Source organism: Paenibacillus sp. BK720 (assembly GCF_011761545.1).
In the GTDB taxonomy this organism is placed as follows: domain Bacteria; phylum Bacillota; class Bacilli; order Paenibacillales; family Paenibacillaceae; genus Pristimantibacillus.
Map to the genome: position 1 here is coordinate 752,699 of NZ_JAASRQ010000003.1, position 22,974 is coordinate 775,672.

A 22,974-nucleotide genomic window follows, 5' to 3' on the forward strand; every position below is an offset into this window, starting at 1 on the left:
CTAGATCGGAGTGGGTATCGTTGGGACATAGGGCCAATCTCCTTATTGTTAAAGGCGATTCTTATGAATTGTATTACAGCCACTGGAATGCAATAACAATGCCTGAGGACTTGTTCTGGGGAGCGCGTCATGCACGCAAATTTATAAAAAAGCAGGTCGCAGTGGATAATTCCGAGTGGCTCGACGAGGTATGGGCCGAGGGTGGGGTAGTTTTCGATAAGAAGCAGAAAAAGCTTGTTTTTTACGGCGGAGAGGATTTGCGTTACGGCATACCTCTTCGGCGTCTTTTTTTAAAACTGATGGAGAAGGTTTGGGACGGCTGGGAGATCCAATGGGCTTTTAACGGCATCATGGATCTTGCTGCTTATGTAGGGTATCCGAAGGAAAAGATAGTCAGCAGCACACCGGTTAACGGAATGGATGGCAAAACGGATAGCAGGCTTTCTGAACCTCTTGAAGAGAAAAGCTGGGCGGATACTTTAGTGAGCGTAACCTTCTCTCAAGACGAGATGCTTATATTTCCGGTTTACGGACAGACGGAGCCTCTATTCATTGGACCGGATCTTATCAATTCCATTAATAAAGACGTTGGATATGAACATCTGCAATTTAGCGAATGGTCCGACCATTTTCCCTCCGCTGGCTACCATATTGATATTCCAGGGAAAAGGCTGGAGCTTTGGCATGCTGATGATGTTCCTAACTTGCTTGAAAGACTGCGGAAAATTTGGTTAGGATGGGAAATCATTGACCATTATGATTATTACGAATCGCAGATTCTGAGAACGAATGGGCGGCTGCAGTTTAAGGATGTGAACCAACAGGAGCTGTTGAGCGATCTTCAAACATTGCTGCTGCGGGAATCAGGGAGCGCGTTTGCTAGTCTCCAGAACGTAGTTCATGCAATTGCCGGTACGGGTAAGGAGGCAAAGGTTAACCCCTTCGCCTTGCGATTCAACCCCCTGGAGCTGACAAGAAGGAAAAAAGAAAAGATACTCGCGCGTGCCATTGCAAAGCTGTAGCTCATTTTTTGACATGCCGTACATTCAAAAAAGCTGTCCACCCCGGACAGCTTTTTCTATTTCTCACATCGGTCTCAACTACCTCATTCTGAATTATTTTCCATTCCGCCGGGCATGATAAGAAATGCAAATTTGGGCACATCGCTAAAGGGAGGGGATTCGTCATGGTGACGTTAAGACAGCTGGCTACAATGGTCATTCTGTTTTTAATCGGAAGCTCCTCTTTATTTCTGCTTGGCGGCACGGCGGAGCGGGATGCGTGGATGTCGGTTGCCGTTGGCGTGCTGGCAGGCTTCGTCGTTATCAGCCTTGTGACGCTGCAGATTCAAAGGCTTGAGCCTGACCGAAACCTGATCGAAATATTCAAGCTGTATTTCGGCAAAGTGATCGGCTTTGTTTTTGGACTCATCTATGTCGTTTACTTCTGTTACAAATGCACCCGCAACGTCCGCGAATTCGCGGATCTGTCGATTATGTTTTTGCTTTCGGATACGCCGCTGTCCGTCATCATGCTCATCATTTGCATCATCGGCGGTTATGCCGTCATGGGCGGGCCCGGAGTTTTCTTTCGGATGGCAGAAGTGCTGCTCCCGATTTTGATTTTGATTTACATCTTAATCTATCTTCTGCTGATCATGACAGGAACTATTGATCTGGCTAGACTTCTTCCGATGCTGGAAAAGGGCTTCAAACCGGTCTGGGACGCCGCTATTCCGGAGATTATCTCCTTTCCTTTTGGCGAAATGGTGCTATTTCTCATGTTCTGGCGCTATATCGACAAAAGCAGCTTCGGCCAGGTAATGCGGGTAACCATGAAGAGTTATTTGTTCGCCGGAGCGTTTATTACGGTCATGAATGTAATCATTATCGCGAGCCTAGGCTCGTTAGCCGGATGGAGTACGGTACCGCTTCTGCAAGCCACAACCTTTGTTACGATCGGGGATGTATTTGAGCGGTTTGATCCGTTTGTCGCGCTTTTGTTCTTCACCGCGGTATATGTGAAGCTGACGGCTTATTATCTTGGCGCATCGCTTGCCCTAGCCTACTTGCTTCGCATTTCGCTTCGAATTGCGGCCATTCCGGTCGGGATTGGCATATTTTTCGGCTCGTTCTGGTTTAAGAGCTACATGCACCAGGTTAACGTCGGCTTCGAGCAAAATATCAAATATCATTTTCCCATCTTTCAAATGTACATTCCGCTCCTGCTGCTGATCGTGATGCTTCTCCGATCCGGAGTCCGCTCGCGCAGCAAGCGTCAAAACCAGCCATCTAGCGAGGACAGCAACCATGCTAATTGATAAGACTTCATCTAAGTCAGGCAAGCAGACCTCTTCGTCCGGGCAAGACAAGCAGCTGGAGCAAGTGCTGCTTCCGGATATGGATATCAATATTGAGCGTCTGCACCGTTTCCTGGGCGGGGGAGAGGATGTCGTATGCCGTACGTTTCAGCATCGATCTTTCGACAATACACGGTATGCGATTCTCTATATTGACGGCATTGTGGAAGGGACAACGATTAATACGCTGCTGCTAAGTCTACTGGATGATGCCAATAATCCGCATACGGACCAGGAGGGAGGCAAGGAGTCCAGCCTTTATCATCATTTGACCGAGCGGTCCATCGCAATTGGCAAGCTTAGCGAAGTCAGCACGATTGAACAAGCAGGCTACAGCATACTTGAGGGAAGTACGATTCTTGTGGTGGACGGCAGCCTGCGGGCGATTGTCATGGATACAACCGGAGGCAAAACCCGCGCGGTAGAGGAGCCAAGCACCCAGACGGTTATTCGGGGGCCGAAGGAAGGCTTTACCGAAAACCTTCGGACCAACACTTCGCTGATCCGAAGAATTATCAAGTCCCCCGACATCCGGTTTGAATACAAAATGATCGGGCGTCAGACGAGAACCAATGTCGCGGTTGTCTATATGGAGGGACTCGCGGAGGAGGAAATCGTTAAGGAGGTTCACCGCCGGTTAGATAAGATCGATATCGACGGCGTGCTGGAAAGCGGCTATGTCGAGGAATTCATTCAGGATCGGGCGTTTACGCCTTTCCCGATGCTTCAGAATACCGAGCGTCCGGATGCCGCAAGCGCCGCTTTGCTGGAGGGCCAGGTATTAATTATGGTGTCCGGAACGCCGTTTGTCCTGATTGCGCCGGTCACCTTTGCCAAGTTCTTTCAATCGAGCGAGGATTACTACCAGCGTTACGATATTGCGACCTTTCTGCGTATCATACGGATGGGCTCCTTCTTTATCTCGATGCTGCTGCCGTCGCTCTACATTGCCATCACGACCTTCCACCAGGAAATGCTGCCGACCTCGCTGCTGATCAGTCTGGCGGCCCAGCGTGAAGGAATACCGTTCCCGGCCTTGCTCGAAGCGTTCCTGATGGAGATTACCTTCGAGATTTTAAGGGAAGCGGGCGTCCGGATGCCCCGGGTTATCGGACCCGCCATCTCGATTGTTGGAGCACTCGTGCTTGGTCAGGCAGCCGTGCAGGCGGGGATTATATCGGCTGCCATGGTTATCGTCGTATCCTTTACGGCTATTGCGAGCTTTGTTATTCCGGCCGTCAACATGGGCATTGCCGCCAGGCTGATTCGTTTTGTTCTCATGATTCTGGCGGGGACCTTCGGGTTGTTCGGCATTATGTCGGGGCTTATGATTCTGCTTGCTCATTTATGCGGGCTGCGCTCATTCGGCAAGCCGTATATGATGCCTTTTTCGCCTTTTGTTCCGTCTAATTTGAAGGATGTTCTGATTCGCGTGCCATGGTGGGCGATGCGCAAACGCCCTGTTAATATCGCTGATGATAGCAACACAATAAGGGAAGGCGCGGGGCAGAAGCCCCGCCCTGATCAGGAAGGAGCCTAGAATCATGAAACCGGCTATATCGACCCTGCAGACCGTTGCCTTAATTCAAAGTGCCATTACGCCTACGCTGGTATTGGCCATACCGAGCGTAATGGTCTCGATTGCTCACCATGATGCTTGGATTTCAGGCATCATAGCGGCTATAGCCGGCATGATCATGGCTCTGGGAATCGCGATGATCTGCAAAGCCAATAAAGGACAGCTGTTTGTGGAATGGATGGAGAGCAGCTTCGGAAGACCGATTGGCATGGCTGTCGGCTTGCTGATCGGTATTTATTATTTCAACACCTTTTGCGTCATTGTCCGGGCGTTTGCCGATTTTGTATCCGATATCGTGCTTGATTCCACCCCGCTGTTTATGCTGACGATCATGATGGTGATCGTTACGGCTTTTATTGTCCTGCAGGGAATCGAGGCAATTGCGCGTTCGGCTTTTATAGTGCTTATTATGATTCTGATTGTCATTCCTGTCTCTGTCTTCGTTCTTTATACCGATATTGGCTTCGAAAGGTTAATTCCGGTGTTTGATACAAGCATGATAAGAATGGCAATCGCTTCTTTTCCGCCCGTTGGTCTTATGTCCGAGGTTGCCATTCTGCTCCTCATAAGCCCGTATATGAAAAATCCGGCATCCGGCATGAAGGCAAGCGTAATCGGTACTCTCCTTGGTTCCGCGCAGCTTGTGATTATCATATTGCTGGCCTTGACCATTTTCGGGCAGCAGCTTGTCCCGCTGATGTCCTACGCTTTCGTTAACGTAATGGCCATCGTCGAGGTTGGTGAATTTCTGGAGCGTATCGAGGTTTTTACCGTGTCGGTCTGGTTCCTCACTATGTATGTCAAACTAGCGATGTTCCTGTTTGCCTCCGTTCATTGCATCTTTCATTCTCTTCGTTTGCGCAGCGAGCGCCATGCGGTGATCGGGCTCAGCGTTCTTGCCATAGTAACGTCGGCAGGCGAGTGGCCGCAAAATATGGAAAGCAGCTTTATGGCAACCATGGTCAATATGCCGGTGCTGCTCATTATGAATATTGTATTGCCTATTCTCATTGCGTTGGGACTTCTCGTAACGAGTGGGAGACGAAAGCGGCAAGGAGGTATGCAGAAGCCATGAGACTACGGATTAAGTCTATCTGCTGTGCTGTGTTGCTTCTTCTGTTTGCGACTATGACAACCGGCTGCTGGAACCGGATCGAGCTGAACGAAGTGGCCATCACATCGGCAACGGGCATCGATTGGGACGGAAGCAGCTGGATTGTTTCTTACCAGGTCGTTATTCCTGCCGCAATCTCGTCGGTTATGGGGGGATCGGGAGGCAGCGGTCCAAAGTCGCCAATCATTGTCTATTCGACGAAAGGCAAAACCATCCGGGATGCGATTATGCACAGCTATTCGGAAAGCCCGCGCAAGCTGTTTTTCGCGCATAACCGCGTTGTCGTAATTGGGGAAAAAGCGCTGCAGCACGGCATAAACGAGCTGATCGACGTGTATTTCCGCAATTCGGGCACGAGGGAGACCGTAAGCGTGCTTGCAACCCCGGGCACGGCGCGCCGGATTCTGGAGCAGTTCATGCAGCTGCAGGCGATCTCGGGGGCGGGTATGAAGGAGATTATTTTATCCGAGATGAAAAACACCTCCATATTGCCGAATATTCCGGTCTATCAGCTGGCCATGGAAGTGACCGGGGATGCGAAGAGCGCCGTTGTTCCCGAGATTTTCGTATCCGGAACGAAGGATACGTCTTCCTTGGAGTCGTTCGGAAGCACCTCTATTCCTTCCAAGCTTAAGCTTGGGCGTCTCGCCGTGATGAAGGATGACAAAATGATCGGCTGGATGAGCCGGAAGGAATCGCTAGGCGCATCCTATTTGCGGGACAGCGTGAAGCAATCCTATGTGGTTGTTCCTTGCGAAGACGATAAGGGGAAGAAAGGCTATGACACCATTCAAATTTTGAAGTCTTCCACGAAGGTTATTCCGAAGCTGAAGAACAATCAGCTCACGTTTACGGCGGAGGTCGACGTTACCGGATCGCTAATGGAATCCACTTGCGCACAAGACTTATACAAACCCGGCATCATCCAGTCGCTGGAACAGGGAGGGCAAGCGCAGGTTAGCTCTCTGCTGCAAGAGGCGTGGAAGAAGGGCCAGCAGTTAAATACGGACATATTCGGAGCGGCGGAGAAAACCCACCGCAAATATCCGAAGCAGTGGAAGGCATGGAGCAAGAATTGGGACGAGGTGTTTAAGCAGGCTCCGCTGGAGCCGAAGGTCAAGTTCCGCATGGCTCGGATGGGATTAAGCAACAAATCTTTTGATTACTTGACGAATAAGAAGGAGAAGTAAGTTATGTTATACGTCGCAATTGTGATCGTACTGGCGTACATCGTGTCGTTGGTTGCAGGTGGAAAGCCGCTTATCCGCAAGAAATGGTACAAGGATTTTGCCGTATACCTGGTTCTGCTGACCTGGAGCACCGTTATCGCGGTGGGCTATGTGCTCAATTGGCGGAGTGTAGCCGTCGGGACAACGGTAGCGCTTATCAACATGGGAATGGAGCCGATTCGAACCGTCATGCTGGGCATAGTTGGCTGGGGGATGAAATAAAGACTAGTGCTTGAATCCTTTCGTGTATTAGGTACATAGGGAAAAGATAGTTCTGGAAGAACCCGCTGGAGCGGTTTTTTCTTGCGTTTGTTTGCTACGTGCGAACCAATTCTTGCCGAAGGGTGCCGAATAAAAAGGAATCCCGCCGAATGACAGCGAATCAGATGAGCCGCAATTATTTCTTCAGAAGGTGTGATCATCGTTGAGCAGGTTGTTGAAGTGGGTCCTTTGTATGATTATGGTTATGATGGCATTGGTCAGCTATCCCGGTAATATGGGGGCGGAAGCGGAAAAGGCTTCAGGAATTACCGTGCCTTACACCGTTAAGCCGGGGGATACGTGGTTTGGCATCTCGAAAAAATATTATCTTACAGGCGATTACGAGCAAGTAGCGAAAGTAAACGGTTTGAATTCAAAAGCCTCGCTGAAAGCCGGTACAGTGATCAAGCTGAAAAGCCCTCTTGTCCTCGACTACTACGAGGTACAGCCGGGAGATACTTTATTCGCCATTGCCAAAAGCTATTTTAACCGCGGCTATTATATGGATACGTTAATGACGTACAACGGGATCACCGATCCCAACACCGAGCTGCAAATCGGGATGACGCTTCGCATTCCGCTGCCGTCGGGAGAAGGCAGGCATCATGTTGTAAAAGGCGATACCCTGTACAGCCTGTCTGTGAAATATTTCGAATCGCAGGACTATCAAAAGGCGGTTGCCCAGACGAACGGAGTAGACACGTCCGCAAGTCTGATTCAAGCGGGCCAAGAGCTGCGATCCCAAATCCGTATTATATGGCGGCGGCAAAGTCCGGCAGCACGGCTGCTGCGGCCGCTTCGGCCAAGCTGTCCATAGATATCGATATTACTAAGAACAAGCTGTACGTCAAGTCAGGCGGGACGGTCAAGAAGACCTTCGATATCGCCAGCGGGAAAAAAGCGGGTTTGACGCCGACGGGAACCTTCGAGATTCTAACGAAAATCGAGAACCCTTGGTACTCCGCCAAAGGAATTCCCGGCGGCGATCCGAAGAACCCGCTGGGCAGCCGATGGCTGGGATTAAGCGTCCCGAATACGCAAGGAACGAAGTACGGCATACACGGGACCAATGCTCCTTCGTCAATCGGCACTAACGCCAGCGCGGGCTGCATCCGCATGCTGAACGACGATGTAGAGTGGTTATATAATGAGGTGCCTACGGGGACAAAGGTTACGATACATAAGTGATTTTGGAGTTGGATAAAGGAGATTAAGGCCCCTCAGGGGCCTTAACATTCAGAACGCAGCTGCGATTTGTCGGGTTAAGGTCCCTAAGGGACCTTAAAGCTGCAAAAGCATGGCGAAAGGCGGCAAACTAAGGGCTATTTCCAGTTTTTAAGGTCCTTGAGGGACCTTAAAGTGGTGAGTGGTGCGCCAATTTGTGTGGTTAAGGTCCCTAAGGGACCTTAACGCGGTGGAACCCTGGAGGACTGAACATAGAGCAGTGCGATAAGACCCTGCTGGGGTCTTATCGGGCTTAAGTAGAGTGAATATGCAGCGAATAAGACCCCGACAGGGTCTTATTTTATTGTACAGTGCACGAAAAGTGGCGTCAGTGGTGTGCAAAAGCATGCTTTAAGACCCTGTAGGGGTCTTAAAGCATCTAAGTTGAGTGGTAATAGACCAAATAAGACCCGCCAGGGTCTTATTCGTCAAGGAACTATCAACTTGGCGTAACCCCCCGCCTACGCCTTGCCCATCAGCTTCGAGTCCTTCGGCAGCAGGAACGCGCAAAGTCCAAGCAGCGGGAGGAAGGAGCACAGCTCGATGGTAAAAGCGACGTCCTTCACATCGGTCAGCCAGCCGAGCAGAACGGAGCCCAGTCCGCCCATGCCAAACGCGAGCCCGAAGAACAAGCCGGATACGGTGCCGATATGCCGAGGCATCAGCTCCTGCGCATAGACGATAATGACGGAGAAGCCGGACATCAGAATCAGGCCAATCGCGCAGCACAGGACGAGAGCGACAGCCGGGCTTGCATAAGGGAGCAGCAGCGAGAACGGCGCCGTTCCGGCGATGGAGATCCAGATCATCGTCTTGCGGCCGAACTTGTCGGCAAGCGGTCCGCCTAGCAGCGTGCCTACCATACCCGCGAATTGCAGAGCGAACAAGCAGATTTGCGCGCGAGAGAACGACAACCCGTAATGATCGATGAAATAGAACGAATAATAGCCGGTCATGCCCGCTATATAAACAAACTTGGAGAACAGCAGGATAATGAGGAGCGCCATCGTGCCAGCCACGAACATGGTGGAATGCGGCGATTGCCGATCCAGCATCCGGCTAGCCGCCTTTTTGATCGATGCGGCAGCGGTTAGCTGACCGGCATACCAGCGGCTGATAATCTGTTGAATAACGATGCCTATAGCGGCAAAAATCGTAAACCACAAGAAGCCTTTTTGGCCATGCGGCATTAACAAAAAGGCAACAAGCAGCGGCGCCAGCGCCTGGCCGGTATTGCCGCCTACCTGGAATACCGATTGCGCCATCCCTTTCCCGCCGGAGGCAGCCATCCGGGCTACCCGGGAAGATTCCGGGTGCAGGACGGACGAGCCCACCCCGATGAGGGCGGAAGAGACAAGCAGCATCCAGAAGCTGTCCGCATAAGCGAAGCCAATTACGCCGGCGAGCGAGAAGAGCATGCCAAGCGGCAGCAGGAACGGCATGGGCCTGCGGTCGGACACATAGCCGATAAACGGCTGGAGCAGGGATGCGGTAATGTTGAGCATAAAGGCTACCCAGCCGATTTTGGTGAAGCTCAGATGCATCTCGGATTGAAACAGCGGAAAGGCTGAAGGCACGGCGGTCTGCATTGCATCATTCAGCAAATGGGCGAAGCTGACGCCAAACAGCATCCAGATCGCCGGGTTGCGCTGCGCCTGTAAAGCAGCGGTCGTATTCATGGAACGGTTCCCCCTTTTCATTTTTTTCAGTATAGCGGGGAAGGCGGAAAACGGTCGTTGCGAAAAGTGCTGCAAATGGAGCAACTTTTGCTATAATGGTGGCAGGTGAAGAGACATGGAGACGAAAGTAGAGACCAACTGGATTGAGCTGTGGCAAGGAAGCCATAACTTCAAGAATGTTCCCCATAAGCATGAGGACTGGATGCAGGTCACGCTTCCGATCAAAGGCACGGTTCATTTTACGCAGGAAGAGCGGAGCTATGGCCTGAAGCAAGGCAACGGGCTGCTCCAGCCGCCGGGGACCGAGCATCATTTTTATCTGGGCGAGCAATCTTCCGTCATTATTATAAAAGTTCGCGAACGCGGAAACGGCGGGATGGAGTCCCTTCAGCCGCATTTTATGGCGGGAGCGGGACAGGACATCCGGCAGGAATTTCATACCGGAGACATGATAGGCCGGTTCCGTCAATGGATGATGGCGCTGATTGAAGGGCAGGCCTTGGCCGATCCGATTGGGGTGCAGGAGGTGGAGCAGGATGTGGTCGCCTATCTGGGCGGCATGCTGAAGCTTGGCCAGAAGGAGCTGCTGCCGCCGGGCATTAACGATCCGCATATTAGGCGGGCCTTGACCTATCTCCATGACTGCTACGACCATACGATTAATATCGAGGAGCTTGCCGGAATCGCGCTTCAAAGCCGGTATCATTTCATCCGATCCTTCCGTGAAGCAACCGGTACAACGCCTTATCAATATTTGCTAAGGCTGCGCATTACGGAGGCCATGAACAGACTGCGCCGTTCGGGCGCCACGATCGGACGGATCAGCGCGGATCTCGGCTTCTCGAGCACGAGCCAATTTCACCGCGCTTTCCTGAAAATGACCGGCGTTACCCCGCAGGTGTACCGCCAGCAATAATAGAAATTTAACCCTTCCGGTCAAGGAAGGGTTTTAGCCGTTTTACCTTGACCTTCACATTAATGTGAGGGTATATAATGGGTTCGAATCGACGATGCAGGAGGCGTTAGGGATGAAAATCGGAGAGCTTGCGACCCGTACGGGAGTTAGTCTGCGGTCGCTTCGTTATTATGAGGAGCAGGGACTGCTTACTCCCATTCGGCTGGAGAACGGATACCGGGAATATTCGCCGCTTGCCGAGGAGCAGGTGCGGACGATTCAGCTGTATCTTCAGCTTGGCTTATCGACGGAGCAAATCGCCGGTTTCCTGCACTGCGTCTTGAAGAACAAGGAGGCGTTCTGCAAGGAGGTGCTCCCGATCTACCGCGAGAAGCTGGAGGAGATCGAGACGCAGATTCAGCTCCTGAGCAGCATTAAACGCAATCTGGAAGACCGCATAGCGTCGATTCTGGAAGATCAGAAGGAAACGGAGGAATGAAGATGAGCGTTAGAAAAATAGACGGGCAGTCGTTTCATGAGGCTGTTCGCGCAAGCGGAGCGACGTTGGTGGAGTTCGGGGCAGCATGGTGCCCGCCGTGCAAGGTGCTGCTGCCGATCCTGGATGAGCTTCAGCAGGAGGAAGGGGAGCGCGTCTCCATCCTTCAAGTGGACTGTGACGAATCGCCGGAAATTGCTTCCGAGTTTGGCGTGATGTCGATGCCAACCGTCATCGTTTTCCATAACGGCGAGCCGGTCGATAAATATATCGGGCTCCGTCCGAAGGACGTCTACCAGCAGGCAATTGCCCGGTATGCCTAAGGCTTGAAAAAAGCCGGTCACTTAGGTGGCCGGCTTTTTTAATTGCAAGGCAGGAAATGGAAGGTCCTAACGAGAAGATCAAACAAGCTTGCTATCTTCCGATTGGAGGTTATACGAATGGAGTTGCAATCTTACATAAAGGATTTGTTCCAAGCGGCTCAAAGCGGCGACGCAACCAAAGCGAAAGAACTCGTCGAAGCGCATCCGCAGCTGGCCAATGCCGAGAATGAGGACGGCCTTACGCCGCTTGGTTATGCCGCGCATTTTGGCAGCGCGGAGGTTGTGCGGGTATTGCTGGAGCTAGGCGCGGACGTAAATGCCGTCTCCCATTCCCGCATTTCGTTTATCCCTTCCAATACGGCCCTGCATGCGGCGATTGCCGGGGAACGGAGCCTGGAAGTCATTAAGCTGCTCCTCGCAAAAGGCGCAGACACCACGATCCTGGACAGCAACGGCCATACCTGCCTGCACTCCGCGGCTTTCCATGACGACAATCTGGAGATGATCCGCCTGTTAATGGAGCATGGTGCGGATGCGAATGCTTCAGCGGATGGCGGGGATACGCCATTGTCGCTTGCGGTTCAGCAGGGGCACGAGAACGTGGCGAGCCTTCTTCGGAAGCATGGCGCTTCAGCGTAGCTGTTAAGTGCACTTTCGCAGCTAAATGAGTTCTACCTTGCAATGCAGCACCGGGCAGCCCGCCTGACCTTAAAAAGCAGCCCCCCGGCATTCGCCGAGGGACTGCTTTTCGCTTATTTCAAGCCTTTTTGCGCAAGGAAGGCATCCCACTGCTTCTGCACTTCCGCGTCTACCTTCTCTGCGCCGGAAGCCTTCAGCTTCGAGATATATTCCGGCAGCACTTTGTTTGGATCAACGGCGCCGGTCTCCAGCGCGGTTTCGTATTCGTTCTTCACCGCGTTGATGTTGGCAACCTCCGCTTTGAAATTCTCCTCATTCACCGTGAAGCCGCTGCTCGCCAGAACGACGGCGTTGTCGTTCAGCTCGATCGTCTTCTGCCATGTATCGGCCGCCATGCCCGGCTTCAGGTAAGCATTAAACTGGTTGCCGAATACCCAGTCGCCGTTAGGTGCATAACCGGAGCCTTCGATTGGCTCGATATACTGGTCGTCGACCTTTTTGTAATGCTTGCCTTCAATTCCGTTGCAAATGAGGTTATACAGGTATTTATCCGTATTCAGCAAGTTGATGAGCATAAGGGCGCGTTCCGGGTTTTTCGAGTTTTTGTTGATGACGTGCATCGCGCTTGCGATCCCCGTGAAATAGCTGTCGGAGATCGGTACATAAACGACATCGTTGCCGCCGTTGATCGCTTTCTCGCCAATCTCGCCGCCCGGCTTCGAAGTGAACTCGATCGATACCGCAACGTGCCCTTTCGCCTTCAGATCGTTAATGTTCTGGAGGACGGGGGCATCCTGGTTGATATAGCCCTTCTCGTACCATTCATGCAGCTTTTGGAAGTAAGGAAGACGGTCATTGGCCGTATTCAGGAATGTCGACAGCGTGTAAGCAGGATCATCTTTTTTATAGTAAACAGGGGAACCATCCGTGCCCGCAACCGTTGGGTCGATATACATGCCTCTGGAGTTCTGCGCCAGACCAAGCGGCACGACGTCAGGCTCGTTTTCTTTCAAGGTTTGCAGGAACGGCTCGATATCGCTGTAGGTATGGATGCTGGAGACGTCAAGGTTGTATTTGTCGATAAAACGTTTCTGGATAATCAAGCTCTTCTGCTTCGCCGCCACTTGATAGATCGGGAAGCCGTAAACCTTGCCGTCGGCGGCAAGCATATCGGGCCAGAATTTATCCGGGATATTCGCGCGGGCTTCGGGAGCATATTTGGCAATCATCTCGTCCGTAATCTCATGATAAGCGCCGCGGTCGATATAAGGCTGATAGTTGCCGAGCCAGCCCTTGGAGCTCCAGGCAATGTCGAAATTCTCGTTCGCCGCGAGCATCGCGTTCAGCTTAGGCTCGTATTCGTCGAAGGTGAGCGGCTTCAGGTCGACGGTGGCGTTGATCTTTTCCTTCAGGTATTTGTTGATCTCGTCGTTTACAAGCTTTTGGTCCGGGCCGGGGTCGGCAGCAACCGGGTAAAGGAAGGTAAGCTTAACCGGGTCCAGAGCCGGCTCCGTCGACTCGGATGGCGTATCGCTGGCCGCGGTTGAAGGCTCCGCCGAAGGCGTTGAAGTTGCGTTATTATTGCCGTTATTGTTGCTGGAACAGGCTGCGAGAATGCCAAACAATAAGATGACGGACAGCAGCGTTGCGAACAATCTTTTTTTGTTGTTGTTCACCGAAAACCCTCCAATTATCGTTCCTGTTTTAGTATTACTACACTTCGTGAAGCAGACCTGCTAAGCCGCGCAAAAGAGTGCGGATCACCTCCCAAAAAGAATAAGCAGGCTATAGCTTAACAATCTCCGCGCTTAACCCTTCAAAGAACCAACCGTTAGCCCTTTGACGAAATACTTCTGGAAAAAGGGGAAGATCACCAGCATCGGTCCGCTGGCCACGATCGCCATTGCCATCCGTACGGTTAATGTCGGGAACTGCGCGAATTTCAGCTTATCCGCCACCTCGGCCATCGGCGAGTTCGCCAGGAACTCCGCTTGCGACAAGATCCGGACGAGCAGCAGCTGGAGCGGGACGTATTTGTCGTTGTCAATGAAGAGCAAGGCGTTGAACCATTCATTCCAGTATCCGAAAGCGATGAACAAGCCTAGAGTTGCGAGCGCCGGCGTGGAGAGCGGCAGGATGATGGTGAAGAAGATCCGGTATTCTTTTGCCCCGTCCACCTTGGCGGATTCGATGATTTCCCTCGAGATTTTATCGAGGAAGCCCTTCATAATCATGATGTTGAACGGGCTCATTACGGCGGGAATGATCAGGGCGGCCAGCGTGTTTTTCAGATGCAAATATTGCGTCATCAGGATGTAGAACGGAATCAAACCGCCGTTGAACAGCATCGTGAAGAAGACGTAGAACGTAAGCGGACGCTGATAGCGGAAGTCGCTGCGCGAGATCGGATACGCCATTAAGGCGGTCATGAAGAGCGACAGCACGGTGCCGATGACGGTAATCGCAATCGTAACGCCATAGCCTCGGATCAGAGGCTCCGGCTTCTCGAACACAATCCGGTAAGCCTCAAGGCTCCATTCCTTGGGCAGGAATTGATAGCCGAACTGGTGCAGGCTGTTCTCCGAGCTGAACGAGATCGCGATAACGAGCACGAAAGGCATGGCGATAAGCAGACAAACAATCAGGAAATACAGGTTAATGACGATATCGGCGAATTTGATTTTCATGGGCAGACAGGCCTCCTCGGTCAGAAAAGCGCATTGTCTTTGTCAATGCGGCGGACGATCAGGTTAGCGGTTACGACGGTCACAAGCCCAACGACGGATTGCAGGAAGCCGACTGCAGCCGCGGAGTTGATATCCCCAAGCTTCGTCAAGGCGCGGTAGACGTAGGTATCGATAATGTCCGTGGTAGGGAAATTAGGCCCGACGTTATTCGGAACAAAGTAATGCAGTCCGAAATCTCCTCTGAAAATATTGCCGAGACCTAAAATAAACAAAATGATAACGAGCGGCTTCAGAAGCGGCAGCGTAATCCGGGTCATCATCTGCACGCGGGAAGCTCCGTCCAGCCGGGCGGCTTCATAATAATCGGTGCTGATTCCCGTAATGCCGGCGAAGTAGACGAGCGTCGAGAAGCCGACTCCCTTCCAAAGGGCGACAAGCGGAAGGATAAAGATCCAAGGCGTTGTCTCGAGGTACCAGTTATGGCCCTTCATGCCGAAGAATTCAAGGATCGTGTTCAGATACCCGTTCTGGAAGTCGAGAAAGGCGTTGCCGATATAGCCGACCAGCACCATGGAAATGAAATAAGGAAGGAACAAGGTCGTCTGGTACACCTTGATCAGCTTGCTGGTCAGCTCGTTCAGAAGAAGGGCCATCAAGAGCGAGACCGCCATCGTGAGAAGGATGTACGTAAAGTTGTACAGCAGCGTATTGCGGATAATGCGGAAGGCATCCTGCGCTTTGAACAAAAACTCGAAATTGTCGAAGCCGACCCATTTGCTGCCGAATATGCCTTGGTCATACCGGAAGTATTTGAAGGCCAGGATCAGCCCGACCATAGGCAAATAGGCAATGACCAACTTGAATAAGACGCCTGGGAGGGCAAGCAGGATCAGCTCGCGGTTACGCCGGATATGCCAGAGCTCTTTGGCAAGCCAGCTTTTGCGTTTAACGGGCGCGGGGGCTGCCGGCTGCTCCTCCGTGCTTGGCAGACCGGCAGGCGGGATGTTAGGCAAGTGCATCTCCTCCAATCTTTGATGAATCCAGCATGCCATGACCCGAACAGGGGAGGATAGAGTTCATTGTTTGAATAACTGTAAAAGCGGGCTGTACTTATTGCGAATTACTGTTTTATACCGCTTGCGGCATGAGAAAGCCGCCTGCTTCCTTGGAGGGAAGCAGGCGGCTTAGCTTTCAAGAGATCGATTTTTTAATGCGGAATTCCTTCGGCGTCGTGCCGAACTTGCTTTTGAATAAGCGGAAAAAATAGCTCTGGTTGCCGTAACCGACCTTCTCCATAATCTCGGTAATGGTGCTGTCCTCCTTGAGCAGAAGCTCCTGCGCCCGGCGCAGGCGGACATCGTTGAGATACTCCGTAATCGTAATTCCGCAGCTGTCCTTGAACAGCTTGCCGACATAAGCGGAGCTTAATTTGACCGTTGAGGCGATGGACTGCTGGCTCAAGTTGTAGTCGCTGTATTTTTGCCAGATCAATTCCTTCACGGTTTCGATAATCATCTCATTGCGTTCCATGCTGGAAGGCTTCGCTTCCTCGCATATCGCGGTGCAGAGGGACAGGAAGGCAAGATGAAGCTCATCCAGCGTGTAGTAATCCTGCGGCAGGAGCGGGATACGCTCGATGTCGACGGACAGCTGGGTAATGCGGTTGCTCGTAATCTCGGCTGCCGCGTTTTTGATCATCCAGGCCATATCGGCGATCGCCCTTCTCATATCCTCCAGCTGCAGCGCGGCCAGCAAGGCGAAAGCCCGTTCCAGCTCGCTGCCGGCTTCGGTCAGCTTCCCCTTCTTGATGGCCTCGGACAGCTTTTTCTCCACGTCGTCAGGCAGGGATTTCTGCTTGTTTTCGAGATTCGTACGTATATCCTGCCATTCTATAATCGCTTTGTAGCCCATCAGAATACTGTACTGGCTAAGCTGATAGGATTGGTAATAGCATGCGGACAGCTGGGAGAGCTGGGTAACGGCTTCGCCGATTCCGCAGGTGAGGGAAAGGTTGTAATAGCGCTCCAGAATCTGCTGGACATCGGCGATCGCGGATTTGACGGATACCGGATCCAGCGGCTCTTCCCTGCCGGACAGCAGGATGGCGAAATGATCCTCCTGCATATCGATCATCTCGCAGCGGAAAGTCCGCGACAGCGCTTCCTTCGCGATGTTCACAACCGCAAAGCTGTGCAGCTTCTTCATGGCCGACGATGTCCTCCGGTCGTACTCGTCGTACCGGTCGAACCGGAGCGTGCAGGCCATATACGGACCGCTTGGCGCAACCTGCAGCTCATGCTTCCTGATCAGCTGCCTCATATCCAGCTCCGAGAGGCTTCGGTTATCGGTCAAAAACTTGCGGATATAATATTTGCGCACGATCTGCTCCGAGCTGATCTCCTGCAGCTGTCCGGAGAGCTGTTCATACAGATCGCCCATGGCATCCAATTCGTTGCGTTTGCTTGAATCCGGGGCCATATGTCTCATATGCGGAAGAATCCGCTTCAGCATCGCTTCGATCGGACCGTACAGCTTGTAGCTCAGCCAGACGGAGATTGCGATGGAAAGCAGAATAAAAGCGCCGGTCAGCGCGAAATTCCGGGTCCGCATATCCGAGACGGCCTTCATGATCTCCTTGTAAGGCTGAATGTACAGGATCGTCCAGTCGCCGATGCCGTGCAGGTACGTGATCATCACCTTTTGCCCGCCGGAATTGCCGATAACGAAGCCGGAGTCCTTCGCCGTCCCGGTCCCCGCTTCGGGAGCCTCTATCAGCTTGCCGATACTTGTCTGGTCAAGAAGCAAAGTCTGCCCGGAGCGCCCGCTGTCGAACATTTGACCGTCGGAGGTCCGGATCAGAATCTCGCCGCTGCCCCCGCTGCTTACGCCGTTCAGCTTGCTTAGGCTGTCGAATACCCAATCCGGTTTAATGAACAATATAATGGCCGACTGACTTGGGGTAAACGGCCCATACGTATCCGTGACGATAAACGCAAAGGCATCAATCTTGTTGGAATGCTGGAAGCTGAACGGGATTAGCCGGGATGCTGGCAAAGCGCCTTCCGAGGAATGAAGCAGCCAGTCGAGGATGCTGCTTTTTGTCGTGCCGCCATCCACCAGAAAATCGCTGGAGGAGCCGTACAGCTCCCGGGTTGAAGCGTTATAGACAGCCATCGAATGCAGGAACGAGGAGCTTTCCAGCATGTTGTACATTTGCTGATAGCCGCGGATATAGTCCATTTTGGGCAGGTTGTTGCTGAACATGAGCGGAATCAAGGCGTTATCGCGGAACGCGAAGGTAGACAGGTGAACGATTATTTCGTTCATATAAGAGAGGTTGTATTGGGTCTGGGTCAGTACCTTGAGGTTCGCGTCCTCCTGGACCTGCTTGACGGACCGCTCCAGCAGGTACGTATTGGCCGCGGACAGGCCGGTAAGAATTAGGGCCATAGTCAGCATGATGGAAAACAACACGCGCTTGAAGTATTTCTTCGAGGTAAAGTAGCCGTACGCTTTCATGAGTATCCCGCCCTTTATCCGGCATGTAGTCTCTATATGTATAGTTGTAAACGCTGCCAAACCGTAGCGCAAGGGTTATTTTGGCCGGAATCACCTTAGAAAGCAGAGAACCGCATATGGTACGCTTTTTAGCATTTTGTGCAGTTTACAGTATAGCGGCAGCTATGGCAGTGTGAAGTCAAAGAACAGGCAAAAGGCGGTGGGAGGATGCTTCGAATATATGTCAGCGCACTGGGCAAGGAGCATGGGGACGGGACCAAGGAGAAGCCGTTCCGGTGTATTCGGGAGGCACAGACGGCCGTTCGTTCTAGGCTGAAAAAAGGGGCAGCCGGCGGAATAACCGTTATTGTGGGTGAAGGAACCTACATGCTTGATGAGCCTCTCGTTTTCGGAATCGGTGATGCGGGCGGGGAACGCTGCCCCGTTACATACCGGAATGCGGAGGGGCAAACAGCGGAGCTTATCGGCGGAAGGGTCCTGTCCGAATGGAAGGATGCAGGGAACGGAGTATGGACCACGGAGGTGCCGAAGGGGATGCGGTTTCATACGCTGTATGCCGATGGGGCCCGCATACCGAAAGCAAGAATGCCGGCATCCGGTTATTACCGCTCGCTTCCGCTGGAGGAAGACGGACGAGCCGGCATTGGCTATAAGGAAGCGGACTTTCCGGAATTCCCGTATCATAGCAGCGGTGCGGAGGGCTTGCAGATTTATGTATGGCCGGGCGGCGGCGAAGCGAACTGGTTCGCGGAGACCATTCCGGTGGCCGGTAAGAAAGAGGGCAAGATTTTGTTTAAGCGGCCTAGCTGCTGGGAGATCGGGGAAGGCTCCCGCTATTACTTGCAGGGCTCGCTCGCCTTTCTGCGAGAGCCGGGCCAGTTCCATCTGGATGAGGCGGCAGGCGTGCTGTATTACCGGCCGCGAAACGGATCGCCGCTGCATGAGCGGGTGGTTGCCCCGGCTATCGGCCGGATTCTGCATATTCAAGGAGATCGCGATGCGGAGCGGGTATCCGGGCTCACGTTCTCGGGACTGACGTTTGCCTGCACGGACTTTGCGGAGGATTTCCGAATGATGCGGGAAGAGCCGGGCATGGACAATGCGGAGCCGGATGAGAATCGGAACGGCATTATCTACATGCGTAATGCCCACGGAATCGAGATTTCGGACTGCGTTATCCGGAACTCGGGTACATGCGGCGTCTATCTCGACCGCAGCGTTGAAGGCGTACGGCTGCTTCGCAACCGAATCGAGCGGGTAGGACATACCGGCATTTATGCTTCCGGCTATGCGCCGGGAGAAGGGGCTTTTCGGAATTGCTTGGCCGCTTACCGGAACAGAGGACATCTTATAGCTGACAATATCATCGCGGATGGCGGCGAGCTTGTCGGGCACGGCAGCGGAATTGTGCTTTATCAGAGCGGGGATAACGAGATTGCCCATAACCGGATAACTAACATGCCTCGGTACGGGATATCGATGAAGGGGCTTCGCTTCCAGCGGATGCCGCAGGAGCTATGGGGAATGCACGTAACTTGGGAAAATCATGCTTCGTTTCTGTTCACCCGCAATAATGTCATTCGTTATAATGACCTGTCCAATGTCATGACCGACAGTCAGGACGGCGGCCTTATCGAATCTTGGGGAATCGGCCGGGGGAACAAGATCCATGGCAACCGGCTTCATCATAGCGGCATCCATTTCTCCTTCGGATTCGGAATCTATCTGGACGATGCTTCAAACGATGTGGAAGTGACCCATAATCTCATTGATCATTTGTACCGGACGGGAGAAGGCAAGCTGTGGATGGCGATTTTCTCGAAAGGGGTCGGCAACCGGATTACGAACAACTTAATCGCAAATAACGAATCGGAATGCGCATTTGGCACGCAGGAAATGGCAGGCGAGAAAAATAGGGATATTGTTATCCGGTCAAATATTGTATCGAACTCCGGTTACATGTATGCGCACGTGAATTGGAGCGATGAGCGGCTGTACTCGGCAGACTGCAATTTATACTGGAGAGGCGGCGAGCCTCCGTTTGTGACAAGCGAGGAGCTGCCGTATCCCGCGGTTGGCGTAAGCAAGGTCTGGGGCAAGCTGTATGCCTGGGAAGCCTGGCGCTCGCTTGCGGACGGGAAGTTTGACGCGCAGACGATTAACGCACCTGCGGAATTTGTAGACGAAGCGGCGGGCGATTACCGCTTGCTTCCGACATCCCCGGCTTACAGGCTGGGCTGGCTGGATATCGATTTCTCGAAGATTGGTCCAAGATTGGAATGAAAGGAAGGGCAGTGATTCAAACGAAGGGTTTCGTATCAAACTATCCGATCTGATTTCACGAAACGGCATGGAGCCTATGCCCTCCGATACTGAACGACCAGCGGTTCGCTGCTAACTTAGATTTGCCCAAATGCCCATGCAGTATGTCCGATGGCGCTGAGCAGGTTAAAAAAATGTCCTGGCGGAAAATCAAGTCGATTCAATAAAAGCGCGGCCCCTTGAAGGGCCGCGCTTGTCATAAGACCAGTTCTAATGCCTCGCAAGCTTGTTATGGGCGCTTACCTTAAACGGTCGTCCCCGGCGTTTTCTTGCCGGCCGCAAAAGTGCCCGCCGCATGAGCTACGCGCGCTCCGAGAGCTTCGCCTAGCGCCAGCCCTTTCGAGAAGAGCGATTGGCTCAGCGGGTCATGGGTATCCTCAACGGGAGATGTGACGCCTACCCCGTAATAACTGCCGTACAGCGCATTTGCGGGAATATTGGCCGGCAAGCCGACAATAATCATCCCTTGATGCAGCATCGGCGTAATCAAGTTCAGCAGGGTGGCTTCTATCCCTCCGTGTATGGTTGCGGTCGTACAGAAAACGGCGCCGATTTTATCGACCAGCGTCCCGTTGGCCCATAAATAGCCGAGTTTGTCGATCCATTCTTTCATGCCGGAACTGATCGTGCCGAAGTGCCCGGGACAGCCCCAGATGATGGCATCCATCTGATCGAGGTCTTTGACGCTCGCCTTTTTGACGTGATTGATGAACACCTCTGCCCCTTCCACGCTTTCGGCACCCTTGGCAATGGAGCGGGCAAGTTGTTCCGTGTGGCCTGCTTCGCTATCATAAACAATGTAAATTTTCATCGATTAATCTCCTCTCTTGGCTCTGAAATCAAGCGCGATTCCTCACTCGTTTTCTTTTTGCGGTCTGTTGAGCTTCTTGAGCGATTCCCGGTATGCCTTATCGTTCATTTCTTCCTGACGGTCATCCTGATCCTGTGCGGGATTGCCTTTTAACCGAAGAATCGCCTTCCGGTACTCCTGATCGCTAAATTGTTCGTTGTCTTTCGCCGGTTCAGGCGTAAGGAACCCGCGGATGGCGTTGCGGAAATCGCTGTCTGCGCTTTGCCGATTCGAGCGATGCTCATTATTGGCCAATTCCGCAGCAGGCGCCGCCTCCACCGCCGCCTTGTCCGGCATCTGCACCGTCTCCATCGCCGCTACCGCCGCCTTCTCCGGCATCTGCACCGCGTCCTCGGCAGGCTTCACCTTGCGGATGAAGAAGGCGAGCACGAGCGCGGCGATCGTCAACCATGTCGCGACGACGAACGATTGATTAATGCCGTAAATCGTCGATTGTATGGTGACTTCGCCCATTTTGGCTTTGTCGGACGGCTCGATGTGGCCGGCGATGATCAGCTCCTTCGCATGCGACGCTGCTTTGTTCGTCATGATGGTGACGAGGATCGCGGTGCCAAGCGCGCCGGAGACGTTCCGGAGCGTCTGGGACATGGCCGAGCCGTGCGCATTCAGGCGGCGAGGCAGCTGGTTGAGGCCTGCTGTCTGGATAGGCATCATCAGCATCGACATGCCAAACATCCGCAGCGTATAGAAGAGCATCATGTGATTGTATGACGAATCGATTGCCAAATGACTGAATTCATACGTCGTAACGGCTGTAATGGCAAGACCAAGGACGGCCAGCCAGCGTGCGCCGATTTTGTCGAACACCATGCCGGTGATCGGCGACATGATCCCCATCAGGATGGCGCCAGGGAGCAGCAGCAATCCTGATTCGAGAGGCGTAAAGCCGCGGATATTCTGCAGGAAGATCGGCAATAGAATCATGCCGGAGAACATGGCCATTGTAATAATGGCGTTGATCAACGTGGTAAGCGAGAACATCGGATACTTGAAGACGCGCATCTCAAGCAGCGGAGCCTTCATGAGAATCGAGCGGACGATGAACAGAATAAGCGCAATGGCGCCGACGGCCAGGCAAACGATGACTTCGGTGGAATCCCAGCCTTCCGTACCCGCTTCGCTGAAACCGTACAACAGGCCCCCGAAGCCGAGCGTCGAGAGCACGACGCTCAGAATGTCGAGATTCGGCCGGGACGTCTTGATGACATCCTTCATCGAGAAGGCGCCGAATACAACGGCGAGAATCGCGAGCGGTAAAACGATATAGAACAGCACATGCCAGTCGTAGTGCTCGACGACCCAGCCGGAAAGCGTCGGTCCGACGGCCGGTGCGAAAATCATCGCAACGCCCATTAGTCCCATCGCTTTGCCGCGCTCTTCGACAGGGAAGATCGTCAAGGTGACGATAGTCATCAGCGGCATTAGAATGCCGGCGCCGCATGCCTGTACGAGACGGCCGGTTAACAAAGAGCTGAAGTCGCCCGACAGGGCGCATACGATCGTACCGATCGCGAATAAGGACGAGGCGACCAGAAACAACTTCCGGGTCGTAAACCGATTGATAAGATAAGCGCTGATTGGCACGAGCACGCCGTTCACCAGCATGTAGCCGTTGGACAGCCATTGGATCGTGCTTTCGCCTACGTCAAGATCTGCCATCATTTTCGGCAGCGCGACGTTAAGCACGGTCTGGCTCAGCAGAGCCACGAACGCAGCGATGAGCAAGGAGGCCATTATCGGCCCTTTGCGCAATTGATTGGACACAATTGTTGTCATG

Annotated in this window: 20 protein-coding genes; 13 read left to right on the forward strand and 7 right to left on the reverse strand. The window is 52.9% G+C overall.

Annotation, left to right across the window (positions count from 1 at the left end):
* The first annotated feature begins 20 nt into the window (after positions 1-20).
* The 8 genes from FHT67_RS15340 to FHT67_RS15375 all read left to right on the forward strand — a co-directional run bounded on the left by FHT67_RS15340 (position 21) and on the right by FHT67_RS15375 (position 7,730).
* Entirely contained in the window at positions 21-1,022 is a 1,002-nt protein-coding gene (locus FHT67_RS15340; RefSeq protein ID WP_167199527.1) for a hypothetical protein, read from the forward strand.
* Between the two features lie 164 nt (positions 1,023-1,186).
* Positions 1,187-2,320: a GerAB/ArcD/ProY family transporter gene (locus FHT67_RS15345; RefSeq protein WP_132310232.1), complete on the forward strand. Its 1,134-nt coding sequence runs from the start codon at positions 1,187-1,189 to the stop codon at positions 2,318-2,320.
* The gene (locus FHT67_RS15350) at positions 2,310-3,899 is read left to right on the forward strand and encodes a spore germination protein (RefSeq protein WP_167199530.1); all 1,590 of its coding nucleotides are present in this window, start codon (positions 2,310-2,312) and stop codon (positions 3,897-3,899) included. The genes FHT67_RS15345 and FHT67_RS15350 overlap by 11 nt, the downstream gene beginning before the upstream one ends.
* A gap of 4 nt (positions 3,900-3,903) precedes the next feature.
* Positions 3,904-5,013, forward strand: a complete 1,110-nt coding sequence (locus tag FHT67_RS15355; protein WP_167199534.1) for a GerAB/ArcD/ProY family transporter — start codon at positions 3,904-3,906, stop codon at positions 5,011-5,013.
* Complete coding sequence (locus tag FHT67_RS15360; RefSeq protein WP_167199536.1) at positions 5,010-6,242, forward strand: Ger(x)C family spore germination protein; 1,233 nt, start codon at positions 5,010-5,012, stop codon at positions 6,240-6,242. Before FHT67_RS15355 ends, FHT67_RS15360 begins: the two co-directional genes overlap by 4 nt.
* 3 nt (positions 6,243-6,245) lie before the next feature.
* Entirely contained in the window at positions 6,246-6,503 is a 258-nt protein-coding gene (locus tag FHT67_RS15365; RefSeq protein ID WP_167199539.1) for a hypothetical protein, read from the forward strand.
* A 232-nt stretch (positions 6,504-6,735) separates the two neighbouring features.
* Complete coding sequence (locus tag FHT67_RS15370; RefSeq protein ID WP_167199542.1) at positions 6,736-7,359, forward strand: LysM peptidoglycan-binding domain-containing protein; 624 nt, start codon at positions 6,736-6,738, stop codon at positions 7,357-7,359.
* Positions 7,299-7,730 carry a L,D-transpeptidase gene (locus tag FHT67_RS15375; RefSeq protein ID WP_167199545.1) on the forward strand — a complete coding sequence of 144 codons (432 nt, stop codon included), beginning with the start codon at positions 7,299-7,301 and terminating at the stop codon, positions 7,728-7,730. The genes FHT67_RS15370 and FHT67_RS15375 overlap by 61 nt, the downstream gene beginning before the upstream one ends.
* A gap of 497 nt (positions 7,731-8,227) precedes the next feature.
* On the opposite strand, the gene FHT67_RS15380 is transcribed toward FHT67_RS15375, so the two are convergent.
* Positions 8,228-9,445 carry an MFS transporter gene (locus tag FHT67_RS15380; protein ID WP_132310244.1) on the reverse strand — a complete coding sequence of 406 codons (1,218 nt, stop codon included), beginning with the start codon at positions 9,443-9,445 and terminating at the stop codon, positions 8,228-8,230.
* Positions 9,446-9,560: 115 nt separating this feature from the next.
* Between FHT67_RS15380 and FHT67_RS15385 the strand changes: the two genes are divergently transcribed.
* The 4 genes from FHT67_RS15385 to FHT67_RS15400 all read left to right on the forward strand — a co-directional run bounded on the left by FHT67_RS15385 (position 9,561) and on the right by FHT67_RS15400 (position 11,798).
* Positions 9,561-10,361, forward strand: a complete 801-nt coding sequence (locus FHT67_RS15385; RefSeq protein ID WP_167199548.1) for an AraC family transcriptional regulator — start codon at positions 9,561-9,563, stop codon at positions 10,359-10,361.
* Positions 10,362-10,473: 112 nt separating this feature from the next.
* Complete coding sequence (locus FHT67_RS15390) at positions 10,474-10,839, forward strand: MerR family transcriptional regulator (protein ID WP_132310248.1); 366 nt, start codon at positions 10,474-10,476, stop codon at positions 10,837-10,839.
* A 2-nt stretch (positions 10,840-10,841) separates the two neighbouring features.
* On the forward strand, positions 10,842-11,159 hold the full coding sequence (locus tag FHT67_RS15395; RefSeq protein ID WP_132310250.1) for a thioredoxin family protein: 318 nt from the start codon (positions 10,842-10,844) through the stop codon (positions 11,157-11,159).
* A 117-nt stretch (positions 11,160-11,276) separates the two neighbouring features.
* A complete protein-coding gene (locus tag FHT67_RS15400) occupies positions 11,277-11,798 on the forward strand; it encodes an ankyrin repeat domain-containing protein (protein ID WP_167199550.1) in 522 nt (173 codons plus the stop codon).
* Between the two features lie 113 nt (positions 11,799-11,911).
* Here the strand turns inward: FHT67_RS15400 and FHT67_RS30530 are convergent, their stop codons facing one another.
* From FHT67_RS30530 to FHT67_RS15420, 4 genes are all read right to left on the reverse strand, one after another.
* A complete protein-coding gene (locus FHT67_RS30530) occupies positions 11,912-13,474 on the reverse strand; it encodes a DUF3502 domain-containing protein (RefSeq protein WP_167199553.1) in 1,563 nt (520 codons plus the stop codon).
* Between the two features lie 132 nt (positions 13,475-13,606).
* Positions 13,607-14,485: a carbohydrate ABC transporter permease gene (locus tag FHT67_RS15410; RefSeq protein ID WP_132310256.1), complete on the reverse strand. Its 879-nt coding sequence runs from the start codon at positions 14,483-14,485 to the stop codon at positions 13,607-13,609.
* Between the two features lie 20 nt (positions 14,486-14,505).
* Positions 14,506-15,498: an ABC transporter permease gene (locus FHT67_RS15415; protein WP_167199556.1), complete on the reverse strand. Its 993-nt coding sequence runs from the start codon at positions 15,496-15,498 to the stop codon at positions 14,506-14,508.
* A gap of 178 nt (positions 15,499-15,676) precedes the next feature.
* The gene (locus FHT67_RS15420) at positions 15,677-18,004 is read right to left on the reverse strand and encodes a helix-turn-helix domain-containing protein (protein ID WP_167199559.1); all 2,328 of its coding nucleotides are present in this window, start codon (positions 18,002-18,004) and stop codon (positions 15,677-15,679) included.
* Between the two features lie 207 nt (positions 18,005-18,211).
* On the opposite strand from FHT67_RS15420, the gene FHT67_RS15425 reads away from it, so the two are divergent.
* Positions 18,212-20,287 carry a right-handed parallel beta-helix repeat-containing protein gene (locus FHT67_RS15425; protein ID WP_167199562.1) on the forward strand — a complete coding sequence of 692 codons (2,076 nt, stop codon included), beginning with the start codon at positions 18,212-18,214 and terminating at the stop codon, positions 20,285-20,287.
* Positions 20,288-20,570: 283 nt separating this feature from the next.
* Here the strand turns inward: FHT67_RS15425 and FHT67_RS15430 are convergent, their stop codons facing one another.
* Both FHT67_RS15430 and FHT67_RS15435 read right to left on the reverse strand, forming a co-directional pair.
* Positions 20,571-21,137 (reverse strand): NAD(P)H-dependent oxidoreductase, encoded by a 567-nt coding sequence (locus FHT67_RS15430; protein ID WP_132310264.1) that lies wholly within the window; start codon positions 21,135-21,137, stop codon positions 20,571-20,573.
* Positions 21,138-21,179: 42 nt separating this feature from the next.
* The gene (locus FHT67_RS15435) at positions 21,180-22,973 is read right to left on the reverse strand and encodes a DHA2 family efflux MFS transporter permease subunit (protein ID WP_132310266.1); all 1,794 of its coding nucleotides are present in this window, start codon (positions 22,971-22,973) and stop codon (positions 21,180-21,182) included.
* Position 22,974: the final 1 nt, after the last annotated feature.

Coding starts and splice junctions, on each gene's coding strand:
- FHT67_RS15375 (WP_167199545.1), top strand. CDS start 7,299: ATGGCGGCGGCAAAGTCCGGCAGCACGGCTGCTGCGGCCGCTTCGGCC.
- FHT67_RS15430 (WP_132310264.1), bottom strand. CDS start 21,137: ATGAAAATTTACATTGTTTATGATAGCGAAGCAGGCCACACGGAACAA.
- FHT67_RS15420 (WP_167199559.1), bottom strand. CDS start 18,004: ATGAAAGCGTACGGCTACTTTACCTCGAAGAAATACTTCAAGCGCGTG.
- FHT67_RS15390 (WP_132310248.1), top strand. CDS start 10,474: ATGAAAATCGGAGAGCTTGCGACCCGTACGGGAGTTAGTCTGCGGTCG.
- FHT67_RS15360 (WP_167199536.1), top strand. CDS start 5,010: ATGAGACTACGGATTAAGTCTATCTGCTGTGCTGTGTTGCTTCTTCTG.
- FHT67_RS15395 (WP_132310250.1), top strand. CDS start 10,842: ATGAGCGTTAGAAAAATAGACGGGCAGTCGTTTCATGAGGCTGTTCGC.
- FHT67_RS15385 (WP_167199548.1), top strand. CDS start 9,561: ATGGAGACGAAAGTAGAGACCAACTGGATTGAGCTGTGGCAAGGAAGC.
- FHT67_RS15380 (WP_132310244.1), bottom strand. CDS start 9,445: ATGAATACGACCGCTGCTTTACAGGCGCAGCGCAACCCGGCGATCTGG.
- FHT67_RS15365 (WP_167199539.1), top strand. CDS start 6,246: ATGTTATACGTCGCAATTGTGATCGTACTGGCGTACATCGTGTCGTTG.
- FHT67_RS15355 (WP_167199534.1), top strand. CDS start 3,904: ATGAAACCGGCTATATCGACCCTGCAGACCGTTGCCTTAATTCAAAGT.
- FHT67_RS15410 (WP_132310256.1), bottom strand. CDS start 14,485: ATGAAAATCAAATTCGCCGATATCGTCATTAACCTGTATTTCCTGATT.
- FHT67_RS15435 (WP_132310266.1), bottom strand. CDS start 22,973: ATGACAACAATTGTGTCCAATCAATTGCGCAAAGGGCCGATAATGGCC.
- FHT67_RS15400 (WP_167199550.1), top strand. CDS start 11,277: ATGGAGTTGCAATCTTACATAAAGGATTTGTTCCAAGCGGCTCAAAGC.
- FHT67_RS15425 (WP_167199562.1), top strand. CDS start 18,212: ATGCTTCGAATATATGTCAGCGCACTGGGCAAGGAGCATGGGGACGGG.
- FHT67_RS15350 (WP_167199530.1), top strand. CDS start 2,310: ATGCTAATTGATAAGACTTCATCTAAGTCAGGCAAGCAGACCTCTTCG.
- FHT67_RS15345 (WP_132310232.1), top strand. CDS start 1,187: ATGGTGACGTTAAGACAGCTGGCTACAATGGTCATTCTGTTTTTAATC.
- FHT67_RS15370 (WP_167199542.1), top strand. CDS start 6,736: ATGATTATGGTTATGATGGCATTGGTCAGCTATCCCGGTAATATGGGG.